This is a genomic window from Chamaesiphon sp. OTE_8_metabat_110 (assembly GCF_031382685.1).
GTDB lineage: Bacteria > Cyanobacteriota > Cyanobacteriia > Cyanobacteriales > Chamaesiphonaceae > Chamaesiphon.
In genome coordinates this window covers 1-20,091 of the sequence record NZ_JANMZA010000479.1, presented here as the reverse complement: position 1 = coordinate 20,091, position 20,091 = coordinate 1, and the positions used below count along the sequence as shown (strand labels likewise).

The window sequence follows — 20,091 nt, the reverse complement described above, 5'->3', positions numbered from 1 at the left end:
GGACGCGCCATTGCTAGCGCACCATAAGACGAGAAGGGTAATACGGGTTCCTCGCGAAATCTGCCAGCATCCTCCATCGTAATCCCATACATCGGCTCCTTATCGCCTTTAACCATCACTTCGAGCGGTACCGCCCGATATTTCTTGGTTTTGGGATCGATAAAACCGACTTCTTCCCCTGGCGGATCGCCGATTTGGAGGACATAATCATTTTCGGCGCGGGTAAAAGCAAGATCGTTATAAAAACCCCGATTGACGAGATCGACGAAGTTACCCGCCGTTACTGGCGCACTGTAGCCATCGACAGTCAGGTTGATATCGCCTTTGGTAGTTTTGAGGGCGATCGTGGCGCGACCTTGGAGTTGCGGTAAGTTACTATATTCAGTAGGTACAGTGTAAGGGAAACCAGTCACCATCGAAGCTTCGAGCGTGCCAATATGTGCTAACGCCTCAGCGCGTTCGGCTTGCACTTGGGGCTTGTCTTTGGCTTCTGTGGCTACAGCAAGAGCTTCTACGTGGGTTTGGATGTCGTCTAGGAGTGTTTGGGCTGCGGCTTGTTTGGCTTCAGGAACACTTTTGAGGATATCGGCTCGCTTGTTTTTGACTACTACTGCTGCTTTCTTAACATCACTGGCGATCGTACTCCACTGTTTCCCCCGCAAATGGTTGGAAATATCTTCCAGACTGTTTTGCAGATCCCGCACTGGTTTATTCTCGATCGGGAGTGCATAGCGTAAGATCGCCTGTCCGTCGGTAATAGCGTTACCCGAGGGGAGTAGAGTTGCCGCACTCAGCCCTACAGAGAGCGTCAGTAACAGCATTGCCATCACTCCTGTCTGCAACCAGTGCCGCCCGCGACTGAGTATAGAACTTTTGCCTGTTTGCATCTGTAAAAAGTATTTATATAATCCACTCTCTATCTTGCCACATCACAGTCACTGGCGATCTGAGGTCTATTGCTGCTATCTGTCGGTTCGATCGATCGACATCTCAAGTTGCGATCGATATTTAACTCGATAAGACGATCCGAATCGATCGAGCTTATTTGCTCGACTACCCACGAGTATAAACTGCACCCTAGCAATGTTGCAGCTCAAAGCAGCTTTATGCTAAATCCAGATCCTCTTCATCGCCGCACCATTTGGGATCGTGAAAATCTCGCTCGTAGTCTTCCTTGATAGGAAATCCCAGCGCGGCTAATCGATCGAAATAAGGTGTCAAATCGACATCGGCATCATCTTCACTATCTCGCAGATTCCAGATTGCCAAGATCGTCCATTTGAGCCACATCGCGGGCAGAGTCCACTGCTGAAAGTAGGCAATCCGCTCGGCTTCACTAAAGTGCCGATCGTGCCACCACTGATTCCAAATCTCTGGATACGAATCACCATAACCCATCCGCCAGCACATACTACAGGGATGCTCGTCTGGAAAAATCACCCACAATGGTGGCACCTGTCCGTATCGATCGATTAAACTCGCGATCTCTCGATCGATCCAATCTTTCATTAAATTTCCCGCGAAAATAAATGGCTGGATACAGTTATGATTTAAATAGATAATACCTACAACCCTGATGGTGGGCAGTGCCCACCCTACAACTAAAGCCTAAAACCCAAAGCCTAAAGCCTATTTATCCTGCCGCACCTTTGACACTAGCGTATAGCTCTTTAAACAATCGCTGTTGAACGTTATGATCGACGATCGGTAGAGGATAGCCGATTTGATGGCGAGTTAGCGGTTGAATATCACCACTGAGGATGAGCTTGGTAGCGATCGGTTTTAGCTCGGGTACCCACTCGCGAATATAGTCGCCATCGCGATCGAATTTTTGGGCTTGGGTATAGGGATTGAAAATTCGCAAGGGTTTGGGATCCATCCCGCTCGATGCGCTCCATTGCCAGCCACCATTATTCGATGACAAGTCCCCATCGATCAGGCGTGCCATAAAATAGCGTTCGCCCCATTGCCAATTAATAATTAAATCCTTGGTAAGGAAACTAGCGACGATCATCCGACAGCGGTTGTGCATCCAGCCAGTTTGATTGAGTTGGCGCATCGCGGCATCGACGATCGGGTAGCCCGTTTTGCCCTCACACCAGGCTTGAAATTGATGTTCGTCGTTTTTCCAAGGAAACTGCTTGAAGGGGTCGCGGTAAGGCCCCTGGGCTAGGCTGGGGAAATGATACATTGCCTGCTGATAAAACTCGCGCCATGCGATTTCTTGCTGCCAGGTGGTGATGCCCGCTCGGGCTTCATCGCTGCGGGCTTCTTTCATCGCGGTAGTTGTCGCCGCCCACACCGTCCGAATCCCAATGGTGCCAAATTTCAGCGCCGCACTCATCCCCGAGGTGCCAGCCGCAGCGGGATAGTTGCGTTGTTCGTCGTAGTCTGAGATCGATCGATGACAGAATGTTGCTAATGCTGTGGTGGCGGCACTAGTACCAGGGATTTGCGCCAGCGGCTGCTCCCAGGTAAATCCTAGCGCCCGAGCGGTAGGTAGATCGATCGTCGGTACTTGGGTGAGTGCTTGTCTTTCGGCTGGAGTTAGGGGACTCTGGGGCAATTTGACATCTACTGGTGCTGGTTTCGATCGACTGTTCCAGTTCCGCCAGAAGGGAGTGTAGACACTATAGGGTTGGTTATTGCCAGTGGTAATGGTTGTCGGATCGTGGAGAAGCTGATCCCAATTATTATGCACTGCGATGTTTTGGGCTTGTAAGACACCGCTCACCCGTTCGTCGCGAGTCTTGGCATACGGCTCGACATCACAATGCCAGTATACCGATTTAGCTGCGAGTGCCTTAGCTAATTGGGGAATTTTCTCGATCGGATCGCCATCGAGAAATAATAACTCACTTCCGGCTTGACGGTAATCATCTGCCAAGGCGCTCAAGCAACCTACCAGATAAGTAACTCGGGCGGGAGCCACATCCAGCGACAGCATCGCTCGATCGAAACAAAAGACACCGATGACTCTAGCATTAGTATTGCTAGCTTGTGCCAAGCCAATGCTATCGACAATTCTTAAGTCCCGCCGATGCCAAAATAAAACTAAATCTGACATGAAAATTAGCTGTAAGAAATGGAGGGGCTGTTGCTCCTTCCCCACAGTGGAGAAGGCTAGAGGATCGTTGAATAAATATTTTCCCAAAAACTGAAACCTAGATAGTGGACATCAACCACTATCTAGGTTTAGGGCACTGCCTACATTATAAATATTTACTTGCTATTGGAGAGCGAGCCGAGTAGAGAACTGACACCTGCTGTCGAGAGATTGCCAAATGCTTTGGGTACACTCTCCGCTAGCGCACCGATCGCCACATTGAGCAGTTTAGCTGGTTCCAGCTCCTGTTTGACTAGATTCCACAACTGTTGAACTTCACTCACATGTAAGCGATTATCTTCGGTTAGCGCCATGATAATCTGATTGCGTAGCGATCGACCTTCGGGAGACATCAGAAATTGGAATCCTAATTGCGCTGTAGGTAAAAGATCGAAATTGTTGTCGCTGCGGGCGATGCCGATCATATTTTCCAGACGTTTCCACTGAAGTTTACCATCTTTAATCACTACTTCAAGCAAGCGACGGCGCATCTCGGGAGTCTCGCCATTAAGCAATCTTTGAGCGACGTAAGGATAGCCGATTTCGACGATCTTGAAGTTGGGGTTGAGGCTCAGGGCGATGCCTTCTTGGGTGACGAGGGAGCGAATGATCAGTGAGAATTGGGCGGGAACGCGGAAGGGGTACTGAAACATCAATTCCGAAAATTCATCGGTAATTGTTTTGAAGTTAAAGTTACCGACATTTTCACCGATCGCATTATCTAATACGCGCTCCAGGGCGGGGATAATTGGCGAAATATCGATATCTGGGGTGAGGAACCCTAAATTTACAAAGTCATCGGTGAGCGAGAGATAGTCTTTGTTAATTACATGAACTATCGATCCGGCGATCGTTTCTTTGGTATTTTGGGTGAGTTGATCCATCATCCCAAAATCGATAAATGCCAGCCGCCCGTCGGTGAGGGCAAATAAGTTACCCGGATGAGGATCGGCGTGAAAGAAACCAAACTCCAATAACTGCCTCAAACCAGCGTAAACACACGTTTTAATGAGTTTATCGCGATCGAGTCCCGCTTTGCGGATGCTTTCAAGATCGGTTAGTTTAATACCATCGATCCATTCTAAAGTTAGGACGGTTTGACTACTATATCGCCAGTAAATCGAGGGGACTTTAACTGTTGGATCGTCCTGAAAGTTCGCTGCAAACTTCTCGGCATTCCGTCCTTCATGTTGGTAGTCTATTTCTTCAAATAACTTCGTTCCAAATTCATCGACGACGATCGTCAGATTATCCCCTAAATTCAACGGTAGAAACGGCTTTATCCAAGTTGATGCCCATCTTAATAGATACAAATCGCGGGTGATAGTTGGTAATAGATTAGGACGTTGCACCTTTACCGCTACATCTTCACCGCTATACAATTTAGCTTTGTAAACTTGACCTAAACTCGCGGCGGCAACCGGACGCGGTGAAATTTCTTTGTACAACTCTTCGACAGGTTGCTTGAGCTGGGTTTCGATAATTTGCATCGCCAACTCATTATCAAACGGTGGGAGTTGGTCTTGTAATTTGATTAGCTCGTCTAAGTAATCCTGTCTAATCAAATCGGGACGCGTGGAGAGTGATTGTCCGACTTTGATAAATGTTGGCCCCAATTGCGTGAGGATTTCTCGCAGTTGTTCTGCGCGTTGATACTTGTTAATTTCTGTATTGCCGACAGATCGATCGAGTAATATGCCAATCAAAAATCCTGCAAACAACCAGACAATCGTTATTGCCCGCCAAATAACCAGCCAAGGGCGTCTATGATAATAGCTAGCAATCGCTTGTGGGTTGTACCGCCGCAGTTGGGCGAGTTGTTGCTGACTCACAGTTTATATTTTCCTCTTGCTCGATCTGTAATATGATAATTATCGACTGATAAAGTTAAATTTCGTTACACTTTTCCTGAATATCTTAACTTTTCTCGCTCGATCGGATAATTATTCTTAATATTAGTATACAAAAGTACAAGCTACTTTGAGCGATCGCAATAACCGAACCTAGTAGCGGGAGTGCGTAGATGGAGATTGGATCGATCGGGAGACAGTAGTATACTCGAATTTGGTGTCGATCGGCAGTAAGATTGAGCTAGAGCAGCTACATTTGCACTCTCTGACGATCTAGAGTACTTGCTGAGCCACTGGAGTGCCACTGGCACTTTGAGCGAGTATCTTTAGCTACTCCCGAACCGCCGCAAGAATATATATTGACTGCGATAGCGCAGCGCTGCCTTAGCAGGTCGATTGCAATTGCTGGTTTTCAGCAGATAAAATTTATAGTGGCGATCCAGCCTTAACTGTGATAGTCAATCGCAATCTCTTCATCAATCGACCGATTATTCAACTCTGAACCCGATCCAAATCATTCGATATTCGATCCAGCGATCGATCTGGGCAAGCAAACAAACCAATATTCGCATCACCCCAAATTTTCAAGGTCATGAGTACGGGTTCCAAGCTTCGCCCCAAGGGAGAAATACTGTACTCCACCTTGGGGGGAACCTGCGGATAGACTTTTCGGGTGATTAGCCCGTCTGCTTCCAACTCCCGTAACTGGTTGGTGAGCATCCGCTGCGTGACAGTGGGCACAAACCGCCGTAGTTCATTGAAGCGCAAAGTGCCATCCAATAGGTGAAACAAGATAACACATTTCCATTTGCCATCAATGAGGCTAATCGTTGCCTCAACCGAACAGCCAGGACTGCAATCGAGTCGGGAATGTCGAATTTTGGTCATTTACGGTATTTTTTTTGATACTTAGTACAAAATCTGTGCGTACTTTACGAACTTGACGATGGTACCTAAAGTAATAGTATGACAAATCGAAGGATCGCAGATGCGAGCAGTTGATTTTAAACGACTTGGAGGCATAGATCGGAATGAAGCCCCGCTCGATATCGAGCTAGTCCGGTCAAAGTAGCTCAAACCACTCCACGCGCCAGTAAAGTTCGCCTCCGCAGACTAATACGATCGAATCAGAAACTAACAATTATGAGCGAACACAATCCAATTACCACTGCTGATGGTATTCCCGTCGGCGATAACCAGAATAGTCTCACAGCGGGCGATCGCGGCCCCATCTTGATGCAGGATTTCCACCTCATGGAAAAACTAGCTCACTTCAACCGCGAACGCATTCCTGAGCGCGTAGTCCATGCTAAGGGTGCTGCTGCTTTTGGGACATTTACAGTTACTCACGATGTCACTCAGTACACTAGAGCTAAACTATTTTCAGAAATTGGTAAGCAAACTCCTATGCTGATGCGGTTCTCAACTGTAGGTGGCGAGAAGGGTTCGGCTGATACCGATCGCGACCCCAGAGGTTTTGCTGTGAAGTTCTATACTGAGGAGGGTAACTGGGATGTAGCAGGTAACAATACACCAGTCTTCTTCGTTCGCGATCCGATTAAGTTTCCTGATTTCATCCACAGCCAGAAGCGCAATCCGCAAACGAATTGTAAGGATGCGAATGCTAAGTGGGATTTTTGGTCGCTCAGTCCCGAAGCCCTGCACCAGATTACCATTTTGTTTTCCGATCGCGGTACGCCGAAGAGCTATCGTCACATGGATGGGTTTGGTAGTCATACTTTCAGCCTCATCGACGATCGAGGTTCGCGAGTTTGGTGTAAGTTCCATTTCAAAACGCAGCAGGGGATTGAAAACTTACCAGCAGCAGAGGCAACGCGGTTAGCAGGGGAAGATCCCGACTATACTACTCGCGATCTGTTTGACTCGATCGAACGCGGCGACTACCCCAAGTGGCGCGTGTGCATCCAGGTGATGACGGAAGAGCAGGCGGCAAAGCATCGAGACAATCCTTTCGATTTAACCAAAGTCTGGTCGCACTCTGAATATCCCCTAATTGATATCGGGATGCTCGAACTCAACCGCAACCCCCAAAACTACTTTGCCGAAGTCGAACAGGCGGCATTTTCGCCCTCCAATGTAGTGCCAGGGATTAGCTTCTCTCCTGATAAGGTGCTGCAAGCGCGGATTATGTCCTACCCCGACGCGCAGCGTTACCGCCTTGGTGCCAATTACCAACAATTGCCCGTAAATCAGCCCAAATGCCCAGTCATGCACTACCAGCGGGACGGCGCGATGGCTTTGGGTGATAATGGCGGAAATACTCCCAATTACGATCCGAATAGTCACGATGCTGCACCTAAGCAAAATTGCGCTTATGTCGAGCCAGCGATGGATTTGGGTCATGTTAAGGTCGTTCGCGCAGCGTCGGTGGAGCCGAATCGCTACGACCATCATCAAGGTAATGACGAGTACAGCCAAGCGGGAGATCTGTATCGCTTATTAAAACCAGATGCCCAACAGCGATTAGTTGACAACATTATCGGTAGTTTGAGTGGAGCGCGTCAAGATATCCAAATGCGTCAATTGTGCCATTTTTTCCGCGCAGATCCGCAGTATGGAATGCAAATTGCCGCAGGATTGGGAATTAAACTCGACCCAGCAATGATGCCATCACTGGCACTTAAATAACGCAAGTTTGGTATCAGGATATTTGCTCCGTTCCCGCACTACCCAAGATTTCGATCGTGGGTAGTGTTACTCCCTTCCCTCCGTCAGAGTATATATTGACTGCGATGGATTGCAATTGCTGGTTTTCAGCAGATAATATTTATAGTGGCGATCTAGCCTTAACTGTTACAGTCAGAGAAATATATACTCTTCGAGCGGAAAGGGAGTAATTATAACGATGCGGAAATTACTGATTACTGGTGCTAGCGGCTTTCTGGGCTGGAATTTGTGCCAAGTCGCCCGCGCTGAGTGGGAAGTACATGGGATCTCTCATCGACATCCGCTCTCTATTCCCGATGTTCGGCTAGAGCGAGTCGATCTGACAAACGCCGAGTTAGTTGCAGCCGCGATCGATCGGATCGCACCCGACGCGATTATCCACGCCGCAGCGGCATCAAGTCCCAACCTTTGCCAAGAGCAGCCCATCCCATCCGCCCAGATCAATATCACCGCCACTCAAATCCTCGCCCAGATTTGTGCGGGGGCAGAAATCCCCCTGGTATTTACCTCCACCGATCTGGTGTTTGACGGTACGCAACCACCCTATCTAGAGACAGATCCAGTCTCTCCGCTGAATATCTACGGCGAGCAAAAAGTAGCCGCCGAGCGGGCGATTTTAGCCGCCTATCCCCAAGCAACAATCTGTCGAATGCCGCTGATGTTTGGTATGGCTCCACCAGCAGCGACGAGTTTTATCCAGCCGTGGCTTACCAGTATGCGTGCCGATCGCAGTTTACAGCTATTTGTCGATGAATTTCGGACTCCAGTCAGTGCGACAACTGCGGCACAGGGACTGTTGCTGGCGTTACAGCACGGCTCGGAAATAATTCATCTCGGCGGTAGCGAGCGGATCTCACGCTATGATTTCGGCTGCTTGCTAGCGGAAGTATTTCAGCTCGATTCGGCTTTATTATCGCCCATCGATCGACGTGATTTGCCGATGACAGCGCCGCGTGCGGCTGATGTGTCGCTCGATAATCACAAGGCAATCTCATTAGGCTACAAGCTGCCATCATTACGGAGTGAGTTAGCATCGCTAAGTTTATCCTTGTGAGGCGATCGAGTAGCATGAAAATAAGATCCCAAATTGTAGGGTGAGTTATCCCGGAGGGTAACGCACCAGACGTAGGTGAGCCAACTTATCACAAACTGAGGTTAATGACAGTTTTAAACACCTTTCTCAGTTCGAGTGAGATGCTTAATCCCAAGACAGCACTGCCCCTACAGGATCGCTCATCACTAGTCGCCACTAATATGAACGACTAATTCGCGGTTGTAGCGGTGTTGACGATGTTCCCACAGATAAATACCTTGCCATGTCCCTAACACCAACTTGCCACGCATAATTGGAATTTGCTCGGAGGTGTGAGTTAATGCCGTCCGAATGTGTGCGGGCATATCATCGGCACCTTCAGCAGAATGGATATATTTGCCGTCTTCTGGGACTAATTTAGCAAGGAAGTTGGCTAAGTCAATTAAGACATCGGGATCGGCATTTTCTTGGATTACCAAGCTTGCCGATGTATGTCTCAAAAAGAGGGTACAGAGTCCGGTTTGAATTGCTGCTTCTGTGACGATATTATTTATCTGAGGAGTAATTTTGACAAAAGATTTAGGAGTGCTGGGAATAGTCAGAAGTTTTTGATAGTGAGTCACGATCGATCTCAATAATATATATTACCAATCTATCTTAGAATTCAAAATATATAAAGGCTAAACTCTCTGGCGGCGATAACAACCAGACAATAGACAGGCAAATCGGAATTAGGGTTAATTTTAGATGCCAATTGAGATTTAATTTGAGGATTCGATCGAAGATATAAGCGATCGTCATTGCGATCGTAATACCCAAAAGGACTAAGAAAATCTGACTGTCGGCTAGATTGAGATTTTCGAGATAAATCTTTGTCACAAACTGAGCATCGCGGGGATAACCCCACAGATGTTGAAATACTAAATTTGATTGAGCTAAATTGGGTAATCGAAACCAGATCCAAGTTATAAATACTAATGATTGAGTTACTATCCAACCGCTGATATGTCCCCAGGGACTTTGCCAAAATAAAGCGAGGGGCTTAATTTTGCCCGATAATACGTGAGTTAATCGATGGATAACTAGAGCAACTCCATGAATGAAACCCCACAGAATATATCCCCAATCAGCACCATGCCAAATTCCCGAAATTAGCATCAGTGCCATGAGGTTGAGACAAGTCCGCGCCAAACCCAATCGCGAACCGCCTAAAGGAATATAAATATAGTCGCGCAACCAGTTTCCCAGGCTGATATGCCACCGTCGCCAAAAGTCCGCAATACTCGTACTCAGATAGGGAAAATTGAAATTTGTGGGTAAATTAACGCCAAATAAGATGGCTGTCCCGAGGACGATATCGACATAACCGCTAAAATCTAAATATAGCTGTAATCCATACGCAAAAATTGCCAGCCATAGATCGATACTTCCCGCTCGATCGAGTGTATTTGGATCGAATACTAGCTTGACAAATGTTGCTAAATTATCTGCGATTAATGTTTTCTTAATTGCACCACTAGCAATCAACCAGCCAGCTTCTGTCAACCGCTCGATCGAGGGAAATTGTAAGTTATTTAATTGGGGCGCAAATTGATGGTAGTGGGTAATCGGCCCCGAAACTAGTTTCGGAAAAAATGATTTGTATGCAGCATATTTAAGTAGATTACCAGTTGCCGGACTACCTTTGTAGACATCAATTAGATATGCAGCCGACTCAAAACTCAGAAAGGAAATTCCTAATGGCGGTAAAAAATTTGTTTTGAGCCAGATCGCGATCGGTTGTAGTCCATTCGGATTAATGGGTGCAAAAATACTGACGATGAAAGGAATATACTTTGCCAAAACTAGGATTGAAATATTAAAGAGAATTCCGGCAATTAGCACTCGTTTCCGTTGTTGTCTCCCACGCGGCAACCATCGCCAAAAGTAGTCATCTCCCAAGCGATCTTGAACTTCTTTATATTCAATTATTTGACTTTCGAGTAAAAGCTTACCAATCCAATAATTAACCAAAACCATTACGGCAATAACTGGAAAATATTGAAGCTGCCGAAATGAGATATAAAATAGGATACTCGAAATTACAATTACCCACAATTTATGGCTTTGAGTTCTAGCGATCGCCCAATAGAATATTAAAGTAATGCACAGAAAGATCGCATAGGCTGGTGATATAAATTTCATTTAAAAAAATAAGGTCGAGACTTATACAACTCGAATAGAATAGCTATAGTAATACTCATCGATCGTTACCACCTAATCTCATTAACCTGGGCTAAATACTTGCTCACATCGTTGGCTCCAACTTGATTGAGATGGCTTGGATCGGAAAAACGATCGTATTTCCGATCGAACATAACATCCAGATCGATGAAAGTAAGTCGATCTGACTCCATCATTGTCTGCATATATTGTTTAAAAACAACCTCATATTGGCGACGGACTTTATCTAAATAAATATCCGACAATGGCATATTGACAAATACTAAGGGGATCTTCTGACGCTTTAATAGTTCGACAGTTCGATTGAGAGCGCGATCCTGATTGCCGAGCAATTGAAAGTTAGTATAATCGCCATCACTGTCACCCGTGACTTTATTGTATTTCTGATAATAAGTATTGGGATCGAATGTTAATTCGAGCGGCAAGAAGCCATCGAAATTTATTTCGCGAGGCTGTTCTTTCCCATCTAAAGTGTCAACACTTGCAGCTATATCGCTAAGGAGTGCCTGACGTCGATCGGCTGTAGGGATTTTAGACTGCAACCAACTCTTGATAATCGTGCGATGATGATACGCTGATGATACCCGATCCAAGCGCCGATCGATGGCATTGTCGATCGCCTGATAAGTATTTTGCAAAGAAGATTGAGCTTGAAATATTGAGAGACTATTAGTATTGATTGCTGAGATTAAAGCCAGTTGTCGAAAGCGATCGGACATCGCGATTGCTTCGTAAGTGCGATCGCTGCGCCCACTATTAAATGCCCGTGCGCCATCTGCCCAAATTACTAGTTTTGGTAACTGTTGCGGACTTAATAATTGGGTCAAAATCAGATCTACCACTTGAGCGGTGGCACCATTAATGCCAAAATTATAGACCTTGGGATTTTGATAGCCGCGATCGATTAGGCTCCGCCGCAATACTTCAGGATCGACGCCGCGCAACGCGCGAGAACTGCCGACAATCAATACATCCGGAACTCCATGCTGCAAGCACCGCAATTGGTATTGTGCTAATTTCTGTTCGAGCAGGGGATTATTAAATGATGATTGAATAGCCTCAGTCGGAGTATATTTGAGATGTCGGGCTTCGATCGCTAACTCGATCGCTAGATCGCCCATACTTACCAAGCCAACCCCCATCAAGAATAATAGGATGGAGGGTTGCCACCGGAACCGAGGCTGATAGAATAATTGATTAGTTTTAGCCATTACCAATTGTGGTGTCCAGATTCGCGTTTTGACTAAATAGGCACCGATTTTTTGACCCCAATTAATTTTCGGCTTTGCGGCAACAAAGCGCGGTTCTGGCGGTTTTGGTGGCGATGCTAGCGGTGGCAATATCGGTTGTGGCGCATCAAAATCGACGCCGTAAGTCCATTGCGAAATCGATTCCCCAGCTCTACGTCCGTGGACGCGCACGCCCCTAATTCCTGGCAATCTGAGTTGTGTTAAAACTTTGATAACTGTGGTGGCAATTTGACTTTGAATCGGACAGACTACGGCTTCACTCATCACATGCAATAGCTGATGGCGAAATAGCAGTGATAAACTGACACCCCCGTTGGTAAAACACTGTTCTAAGTCGGGATTAAGCAACCGTTCGAGGATAAACTGGAGGGCATTTTCATCGCCCCGTGCGGCCAAAATTATCGGCGTGGGCGAGTAATGCGGATCTCCCAGTGCTGGTAAGTCTAGCCAGTGAATCCAGACGGGCGGTTCTAACTGTCCGCTCAGATCGGGTTGAAATTGAACGCCATGAATTGTTGCGCCCTGAATGCCTTGAGGCGTTAGAGCAATTAGTAACGGCGCGATCGTATCGAGGACGATTTTTTTGGCGGGAAACTTGGCAGCCTGCGTACTCGTCACCGTACAAAAAATCTGTAAAGTGAGATTTTTCAAGACCGTACTGACTTGAATATCTGCTGGTGCTAGCTCGAAATTGAGTAACTTAGTAATCGCTTGCACATCGCCCCACCGCGCCCAACTTCTCAGTCTTACTATGGGCGGCGTGAGATCGAGCTTTAATTGCCAATCGGGGATTTGCGTGCCTGTCGATTCTCGGGCGGTAAATCGCGAAAATTGGACGATCGCATCTTGAAAATTTTGCAGATCGATTTGCCGCAATTGTTGCACTAATGGTTCGGCAAGCAGTTGCGGATCCAGGGTTTTCTGGGAATAACATCTCACCCACAACCGATATTCGAGGGCTTGCCAGCAGGCGTCGGGAGACTGAAAGATCGTCTGCGCATCATCCACCGCAAATTTAGTCGCCTGCGTCAGATCGCGGATCGAAAACTCAAACCTTACCCCGAGCGGACTTAACACCTGCTGGAGCGCTCTAAAAATTCGGCGCTGCTGCGCTGAGGCTGTATCTGTTGTCTGAATGAACGTAGCGTCGCTATCGGTCGAATTAGAGTCAGCCATAATCCTGTGCAGATCTTCACGATCGGTCTCAAAATAAGTAGGTTCGATCGAGATGCCAGCTAAACAACATGTAACGATGATGGAGGTATGCTCCAAGGCACGCTTTAGATATTAACTCTCCAGCAGCCTAATCGCTCATTATCATATCGATTTAACCGTCAATTTGTGAAGATCTACCCATACCCATTTTTTGGCGGTGTAATTTGAGAGGATGTCTTCAATCGTAGATCTCAATCCCCCTGTCTTGTCGTTGTCTTGTCTTGACGCGCTCAATCTGGAGGGAACCTCCGTGACGAGCGCATCCGCTAAATCCCCCTTTTCAAGGGGGACTTTGAATCCGGTTCTCCCCTTTCTAAGGCTTGCTCGGGGGGATTTCCAGGGTTTATGCCTAACGCAATTGGCTTTCAGAGACCCTCTGAGCCACCGGGGATAGATTAACGCTGTTTGTCAATTAATACCAGCCGGAGCGGGCACAATAGATCGAAGGAAAGTGGACTCGATCGTATGTCACAAGAACGGATTTATTGGTTAGCTTGGTCGAAAGTTGCTGGCGTTGGGCCAATTTTAATCGATCGATTGTGTCAGCGGTTTGGAAATCTGGAAACCGCCTGGAATATTGACAGACAGCAACTCCTCGAAATCGATGGCATCGGTACCCAATTGCTAGCCAAGATTGTTACTGCTCGGGCGAGCATCGAGCCGCACAAATTGGGCGACGAACATACGCTCGACAATCCCGACTGGTGGGTGCGAATCGATCCTGATTATCCTGCCCTCCTCGCCGAAATTCCCTCAGCACCGACGGTGTTGTACTACCGAGGGCAATCCCAGATCGCCCAACCTCAAGCTCATGCCCCCGCCATTGGCATCGTCGGTACCCGCGATCCTTCCGACTATGGCAAACGCTGGGCGCGCAAGATTAGTAGCGCCTTAGCCAGTAAAGGATATCCGATCGTCTCAGGATTGGCACAGGGCATCGATACCGAGGCGCATACCGCCTGTCTAGAAGCTGGCGGACTGACGATCGCCGTAGTGGGGACGGGGGTAGATATGGTCTATCCACCGCGCAATCGACAGCTCACTGCCCAAATTGCCCAGCATGGCTTAATTGTCAGCGAATATGCCGCCAAAACACCGCCCGATCGAGCGCATTTCCCGGCTCGCAATCGGATTATTGCTGGCTTGAGTCGAGTCACGATCGTCATTGAAGCACCGACTAAATCTGGGGCACTGATTACTGCCTATCAAGCCAATGACTTCGGACGCGATGTATATGCCCTTCCTGGCTCGCTGGACAACCCCAACTCTCTGGGATGTCTGGGACTACTCAGTCGCGGCGCACAGCTCATCCTCGGCCTAGATCATCTGCTCGAATTACTCGCCGCCCTCCCGCCGCTCGATCTGGCTGTGACTCCAACACTCCAACCTGCCGCAATCGATCGAGTCACAGTGCGATCGAGTGTACCGGAAACACCCCCACCGCAGCTACCGCCCGATCTGCAACAAATCTGGTTATTACTTACAGACATACCAGTAAATTTTGATGAAATTGTCTCGAAATCTCAGCTACCAGTCGCAACTGTTTCGAGCAGCTTGATTCATCTAGAGTTACTCGGTTTGGTAACGCAGTTACCTGGGATGCGTTATCAAAAGTAAGTAATTAACTCACATCTTGCATCAAAACATAGTTACTAGTTTTCTAGTGGATAGTGAATAGTGGATAGTGGATAGTTTGGCTCTCCTGCTATTTTGGGGAAATAGCGTACTTAAACATCAACCCTTTACCCCTTACCCTTTACCCTTTCCCCCTTTCAATTATTTCAAGTCGGCTAGCTTGATGCGCGGATCGACAAACTTGAGTAGGAGATCTGCAAACAAATTACCCACAATGAGCATGATTGCCCCAATCATCAGACTACCCATCACTAGATAAATATCTTTGGCAGTAACTGCGGATAAGATTAATTTACCTAATCCGGGCCAATTAAAGAAGAATTCGGCAATAAAGGCACCGCCGAGTAAGCTGGCAAATTCAAAGCCTAATAGTGTAATTAGAGGATTGATTGCATTCCGCAGGGCATGAACGTAGATGACCCGATTTTCAGATAAACCTTTGGCACGAGCAGTCTGAATATAATCTTGGCGCAAGACATCGAGTAGTTCTCCCCGCGTAATCCGTTGCAATCCAGCAAACCCCGTAATCGTCAAAGCGATCGTCGGTAAAATCATGTGCCATAAGATATCAAGTAGCTGGCCGAACCAGGATAATTGGTCGTGATTGATACTAGTTCTCCCGCCTACCGGGAGCAACGGCGAAGTGATTTGCGCGACAACTAAGAGTGATAAAGCGGTGACAAAGCTGGGAAATCCTTGGGCGGTATAGCTGAGGACGCGGAGGAATTTATCGATAAATTTATTTTGATTGACTGCACCGATAATCCCTAACGGAATTGCGATCGCCCACGTCAAAACTATCGACGCGAGTGCCAGTTCTAGCGTTGCCCTAATCCGCTGCCCGATCAATAATGTCACGGGTTGAAAGTACAGCATACTCAAGCCTAAATTACCCTGAAGTGCTTGAAACAACCATTTAAAATATTGCTGAGTCACCGTTATCAAATCTTTTTTTTCACTCAAGCCAAAGAGCTGTTTTAGTTCTTCTAATCGTTCTGGGGTAATTCGAGGATTTTGGCGGAGGGTATCGAGAAAGTTACCGGGCGATAATTGAATGATGGCAAAGCATAAGATGGAGGCTAGAAATAGCGTCAGTAGCGCTTGCAGCGATCGCTTGACAATATATAAAAATGTTTCACTAGTGAAGATGGCTTGTCCTTGGGAAACAAGATTGCTAGCGGATAGGGTACGAGTCATGCTAGTTATTCAGGATTAGTTAATAGCTGATATCTGAGAGGGTGCCTGAAAAGATTTTATGTTTTTAATCGGAGATCTAAATCCCCCTGTCTTGTCGTTTTTTTATTCGGGGGTTCCCCCCGAATAAAAACGCCGCTGCTTGGTGCAACACATGCGGAGGGAACCTCCGCGTGATTGCATCCGCTAAATCCCCCTTAAAAAGGGGGACTTTGAAAGCCCCCTTTTTAAGGGGGTTGGGGGATTTCTAGGGTATGCGAGTGATACCCTTATACTTTCTAAATATCCTCTTACTCCGATCGAATCTTCTGACACCAATTTTGATAAAGCTGCCGAATTTTAGCGACTAATGGTTGTGGAGTGGGAACTCCCACTGTCGGTTCGGATTGAATATTTACGAGGAGATTTGCTTCAGCAGTGGCGACATCACCATCGCTATAAATCAGACCGCTAATTGCTTCGATGAGTTCGTCGTCATCGTAGATCGATCGATCTCCCAAATACGCTTGAATCCAGCGTTCGCATTCATCTGGAGTCACCCGTGTCGGACTAGTGAGTAAGGTGTCGATTTCCGGATCGCGATCGAGCTGATGTGTTTGGGCGAGTGTGGTGAGGTATTGCCGCTCTTGGGGCTGGATTTGGCCATCGAGCCAAGCTACGCCGATGAGGATTTTCAGTAACGATCGTGCCTGAGCTTGAATATCCATACGATCTATCATAGTGAGAAGTTCTCTTGTCATAATTCTATGCCGATCGCTGCTGACATGGCTGCCCAATTTCCGGCCGATACCCTTGCCAATCTCGATCGGGTCGATGAAATGTGGCAAAATTTGCGTCAGGGGCAAATATCGTCACGAGAAATGGTCGTTTCGAGCGCTGAATTTTTAAAAACCAGCGATGTGGAGATCGCGATCGCGGGTGGTACGCTGGGCATTATCCTCGGAGCGGCACTCCAACGGCGTGGGCTGAAAGTAGCGGTAATCGAGCGGGGAGAGTTAAAAGGGCGAGTCCAGGAGTGGAATATCTCGCGGGCGGAATTGATGGTGTTGGTGGAGCTAGAACTGCTATCTGAAGCCGAATTAGCGATCTCGATCGCCACTGAATACAACCCAGCGCGGATCTCTTTTCCCAACACCCCCGATATCTGGGTGCGGGATGTGTTGAACATTGGTGTCGATCCGGTTTATTTACTGGCGACGCTCAAAACCAAATTCTTGGCAGACGGGGGTAAGTTACTTGAGTTTACCAGTTGCGATCGGGTGACGATCCATCCTAACGGAGTCTCGATCGATTTAGGTACCGGGGTATTAACTAGTAAATTATTTATCGATGCAATGGGGCACTTTTCGCCCTTGGCGGCTCAAGCTCGGGGTAGTCAAAAACCCGAAGGAATTTGCTTGGTAGTCGGGAGTTGTGCGACGGGATTCAATCGCAATGAGACGGGCGATATCTTTGCTTCTATTACCCCAATTCAGCATCAATGTCAGTACTTTTGGGAAGCATTTCCCGCACGCGATGGACGGACTACTTATTTATTTACCTATCTCGACGCCCATCCAGATCGGTTTAGTCTCAAATTCTTATTCGATGAATATCTCCGCCTCTTGCCAACATATCAACAGGTAGAATTAGCCCAACTAAATTTTCAGCGTTGTCTGTTTGGCTGCTTTCCATCTTACCGGGATAGCCCGCTCAAAACCCCCTGGGCACGAGTACTATTAGTCGGCGACAGTAGTGGCAGTCAATCGCCTGTCAGCTTCGGGGGATTTGGGGCGATGATGCGTCATTTATCGCGCCTGACTGATGGGATTGTGATGGCGATCGAGTCGGATGCACTCAGTAATAAAGATCTCCAATTACTCCAACCCTATCAGCCCAATATTGCTGTCACTTGGATGTTTCAAAGAGCGATGAGCGTGGGGATTTCCCAACAATCAAATCCCGATACAATTAATAATTTATTAGCTGCTGTCTTTCGATCGATGGCAGATTTAGGCGACGATGTGCTGCGACCATTTTTGCAAGATGTCGTCCAGTTCCCCGCGCTCACTAGTACGTTACTTCAAACATCACTTACCAATCCGCTCGCCGTAATCCCCGTTGTGCCCCACGTTGGCATCATTACTTTACTCAATTGGCTGATTAATTATCTCAAGCTATGTGGATACAATGGACTTTACCCGATCGGTCGATTAGTTGCGCCACTACTAGATCGACTATCTCCAGCACAGCAGTATTATTATCGGCAACTTTTACAAGCATATCGCTATGGTTCGGGCAGCGATCTACATCACTAATCGTGAAATCTTAACTCGTAGCTCTAGACTATTAAACAACCCAAGTTGCTTATAAGCAAAGCGGTTGGAAACCGCTGCTTGTGATGCAAAGTCCGCCTACGCGGACTGAATTGATTAGTCCGCGTAGGCGGACTTTGCATTATTAGCAACGATTTCAATCGTAGGCATTCTCTAGGTACCAACTTAGATTAAATATATAATAGTGATTGATTGGATAATCAATACTTATCCCGGTATCGCCCACACTGAAAATTCCTAATCCTCAATGACTAAATCATTAGCTAATTTTTTGACTGAAATAGATCGCCCTGACGATCGCGAAATAAATCTATCAAAAGCAGCATTGTATATCGCCCAAATTGAGGATCCCAATCTCGATGTCGATCGCTACTTACAAGCTTTAGCTGACATGAGTGCAGATTTAGCTCAAAGAATACCCGCAGATCGCTATCCGCTCAAAGTCATTCAAGTTATTAATGAATACTTGTACACCGAATTAGGCTTTTATGGCAACGAAGCCGATTATTATAACCCGTGCAATAGCTTTCTCAATGAAGTTATCGATCGACGGACAGGAATTCCCATTACCCTAGCCATCATTTATCTCCATTTAGCCAAAGCGATCGACTTTCCGATGGTCGGGATTGGAATGCCGGGACATTTTTTGATTCGCCCTAACTTTGCAAATGCCGGAATTTTTGTCGATGTCTTCGATCGCGGTGAAATTTTATTTGTCGAAGACTGTCGCCAAAAATTGATGAAAATCTATCAACAAGATATCCCCTTCTTACCGCCAGAAATCCTCCAACCAGTTAGCAATCGGCAAATTTTACAGCGAATTCTCCATAACTTACAAGCAAATTATCTCCATCAACCAGACTTCAATCGCGCCCTAGCCATCAAACATTGGCTCGATAAAATCGAACCAGCGCAATAAACCTTGTCGCGATCCTCGGTACGATAGTGAAGATCTGTCCCCAACATTATCTTCTGTGCCACTCGAACCCCGATCGGATCTCAATTACGCACTGGTGCATGAATGGTTGACACCCCTAGCCACTGGTGGCTCAGAATTAGTAGTCAAAGAACTGCTCGAATTTATCGATGCCGATCTGTATGCACTGATCGACTTTGAATCGAGCGACCCCCAGAGCTATCTCTACGATCGCCAAATTGGTACCACCTTTCTCCAGCATCTCCCCGGAGCAAAAAGTAACGTCCAAAAATATTTACCCCTGATGCCGCTGGCGATCGAGCAACTAGATTTGCGGCACTATGATGTAATTTTATCCTCCGCCCATGCCGTTGCCAAAGGTATCCTGACTACCCCCCAACAATTGCATCTGTGCTACTGCCATACGCCGATGCGCTACGCTTGGGATCTCACTTTTGACTATTTAGACCAAAGCCGACTCGGCAGGGGCATTCCGGGCATCTTGACCCGGTATTTACTACATCAGCTCCGGCAGTGGGATGTCCTCTCAGCCAATCGTGTAGACCACTTTATCGCCAACTCCCATTTTACTGCCAGCCGGATCTGGCGCTGTTATCGCCGCTCGGCAGATGTGATTTATCCCCCAGTCGCGATCGACAGATTTAC

General features: G+C 47.1%; 16 protein-coding genes. 6 read left to right on the top strand and 10 right to left on the bottom strand.

What is annotated here, in order from left to right; all coding sequences use genetic code 11:
* The 5 genes from RMO52_RS17670 to RMO52_RS17650 form a co-directional block, all read right to left on the bottom strand.
* A partial coding sequence (locus RMO52_RS17670) for a peptidylprolyl isomerase (protein WP_310416808.1) occupies positions 1–887 on the bottom strand: 887 nt, incomplete at its 3' end.
* A gap of 217 nt (positions 888–1,104) precedes the next feature.
* Entirely contained in the window at positions 1,105–1,509 is a 405-nt protein-coding gene (locus RMO52_RS17665; protein ID WP_310416805.1) for a hypothetical protein, read from the bottom strand.
* Positions 1,510–1,633: 124 nt separating this feature from the next.
* Positions 1,634–3,067 carry an FAD-binding domain-containing protein gene (locus tag RMO52_RS17660; RefSeq protein ID WP_310416802.1) on the bottom strand — a complete coding sequence of 478 codons (1,434 nt, stop codon included), beginning with the start codon at positions 3,065–3,067 and terminating at the stop codon, positions 1,634–1,636.
* A gap of 155 nt (positions 3,068–3,222) precedes the next feature.
* The gene (locus tag RMO52_RS17655) at positions 3,223–4,938 is read right to left on the bottom strand and encodes an AarF/ABC1/UbiB kinase family protein (protein ID WP_309743590.1); all 1,716 of its coding nucleotides are present in this window, start codon (positions 4,936–4,938) and stop codon (positions 3,223–3,225) included.
* A 510-nt stretch (positions 4,939–5,448) separates the two neighbouring features.
* Positions 5,449–5,844, bottom strand: a complete 396-nt coding sequence (locus tag RMO52_RS17650) for a helix-turn-helix domain-containing protein (protein ID WP_309743588.1) — start codon at positions 5,842–5,844, stop codon at positions 5,449–5,451.
* Between the two features lie 255 nt (positions 5,845–6,099).
* Between RMO52_RS17650 and RMO52_RS17645 the strand changes: the two genes are divergently transcribed.
* A complete protein-coding gene (locus RMO52_RS17645; protein WP_310416799.1) occupies positions 6,100–7,605 on the top strand; it encodes a catalase in 1,506 nt (501 codons plus the stop codon).
* Between the two features lie 217 nt (positions 7,606–7,822).
* Positions 7,823–8,698, top strand: a complete 876-nt coding sequence (locus RMO52_RS17640) for an NAD(P)-dependent oxidoreductase (protein ID WP_309743584.1) — start codon at positions 7,823–7,825, stop codon at positions 8,696–8,698.
* 185 nt (positions 8,699–8,883) lie between these two features.
* Here RMO52_RS17640 and RMO52_RS17635 read toward each other — a convergent pair whose 3' ends face one another.
* The 3 genes from RMO52_RS17635 to RMO52_RS17625 all read right to left on the bottom strand — a co-directional run bounded on the left by RMO52_RS17635 (position 8,884) and on the right by RMO52_RS17625 (position 13,326).
* Positions 8,884–9,300: a secondary thiamine-phosphate synthase enzyme YjbQ gene (locus tag RMO52_RS17635; protein ID WP_396135043.1), complete on the bottom strand. Its 417-nt coding sequence runs from the start codon at positions 9,298–9,300 to the stop codon at positions 8,884–8,886.
* A gap of 34 nt (positions 9,301–9,334) precedes the next feature.
* Entirely contained in the window at positions 9,335–10,861 is a 1,527-nt protein-coding gene (locus RMO52_RS17630; RefSeq protein ID WP_310416795.1) for an MBOAT family O-acyltransferase, read from the bottom strand.
* A 65-nt stretch (positions 10,862–10,926) separates the two neighbouring features.
* The gene (locus tag RMO52_RS17625; protein WP_310416792.1) at positions 10,927–13,326 is read right to left on the bottom strand and encodes a DUF1574 family protein; all 2,400 of its coding nucleotides are present in this window, start codon (positions 13,324–13,326) and stop codon (positions 10,927–10,929) included.
* Between the two features lie 504 nt (positions 13,327–13,830).
* Here RMO52_RS17625 and dprA point away from each other — a divergent pair.
* Complete coding sequence (gene dprA, locus RMO52_RS17620) at positions 13,831–14,982, top strand: DNA-processing protein DprA (RefSeq protein WP_310416789.1); 1,152 nt, start codon at positions 13,831–13,833, stop codon at positions 14,980–14,982.
* A gap of 159 nt (positions 14,983–15,141) precedes the next feature.
* On the opposite strand, the gene RMO52_RS17615 is transcribed toward dprA, so the two are convergent.
* Together RMO52_RS17615 and RMO52_RS17610 are read right to left on the bottom strand one after the other, a co-directional pair.
* Entirely contained in the window at positions 15,142–16,197 is a 1,056-nt protein-coding gene (locus RMO52_RS17615; RefSeq protein ID WP_310416785.1) for an ABC transporter permease, read from the bottom strand.
* 287 nt (positions 16,198–16,484) lie between these two features.
* Positions 16,485–16,913, bottom strand: a complete 429-nt coding sequence (locus tag RMO52_RS17610; RefSeq protein WP_310416782.1) for a TerB family tellurite resistance protein — start codon at positions 16,911–16,913, stop codon at positions 16,485–16,487.
* A 27-nt stretch (positions 16,914–16,940) separates the two neighbouring features.
* On the opposite strand from RMO52_RS17610, the gene RMO52_RS17605 reads away from it, so the two are divergent.
* The 3 genes from RMO52_RS17605 to RMO52_RS17595 form a co-directional block, all read left to right on the top strand.
* Entirely contained in the window at positions 16,941–18,491 is a 1,551-nt protein-coding gene (locus RMO52_RS17605) for an FAD-binding oxidoreductase (protein ID WP_310416780.1), read from the top strand.
* Between the two features lie 265 nt (positions 18,492–18,756).
* Positions 18,757–19,428 (top strand): transglutaminase-like domain-containing protein, encoded by a 672-nt coding sequence (locus RMO52_RS17600; RefSeq protein WP_310416777.1) that lies wholly within the window; start codon positions 18,757–18,759, stop codon positions 19,426–19,428.
* A 55-nt stretch (positions 19,429–19,483) separates the two neighbouring features.
* A partial coding sequence (locus RMO52_RS17595; protein WP_310416774.1) for a glycosyltransferase occupies positions 19,484–20,091 on the top strand: 608 nt, incomplete at its 3' end.

Coding starts and splice junctions, on each gene's coding strand:
- RMO52_RS17665 (WP_310416805.1), bottom strand. CDS start 1,509: ATGAAAGATTGGATCGATCGAGAGATCGCGAGTTTAATCGATCGATAC.
- RMO52_RS17660 (WP_310416802.1), bottom strand. CDS start 3,067: ATGTCAGATTTAGTTTTATTTTGGCATCGGCGGGACTTAAGAATTGTC.
- RMO52_RS17650 (WP_309743588.1), bottom strand. CDS start 5,844: ATGACCAAAATTCGACATTCCCGACTCGATTGCAGTCCTGGCTGTTCG.
- RMO52_RS17645 (WP_310416799.1), top strand. CDS start 6,100: ATGAGCGAACACAATCCAATTACCACTGCTGATGGTATTCCCGTCGGC.
- RMO52_RS17640 (WP_309743584.1), top strand. CDS start 7,823: ATGCGGAAATTACTGATTACTGGTGCTAGCGGCTTTCTGGGCTGGAAT.
- RMO52_RS17630 (WP_310416795.1), bottom strand. CDS start 10,861: ATGAAATTTATATCACCAGCCTATGCGATCTTTCTGTGCATTACTTTA.
- RMO52_RS17625 (WP_310416792.1), bottom strand. CDS start 13,326: ATGGCTGACTCTAATTCGACCGATAGCGACGCTACGTTCATTCAGACA.
- dprA (WP_310416789.1), top strand. CDS start 13,831: ATGTCACAAGAACGGATTTATTGGTTAGCTTGGTCGAAAGTTGCTGGC.
- RMO52_RS17615 (WP_310416785.1), bottom strand. CDS start 16,197: ATGACTCGTACCCTATCCGCTAGCAATCTTGTTTCCCAAGGACAAGCC.
- RMO52_RS17610 (WP_310416782.1), bottom strand. CDS start 16,913: ATGATAGATCGTATGGATATTCAAGCTCAGGCACGATCGTTACTGAAA.
- RMO52_RS17605 (WP_310416780.1), top strand. CDS start 16,941: ATGCCGATCGCTGCTGACATGGCTGCCCAATTTCCGGCCGATACCCTT.
- RMO52_RS17600 (WP_310416777.1), top strand. CDS start 18,757: ATGACTAAATCATTAGCTAATTTTTTGACTGAAATAGATCGCCCTGAC.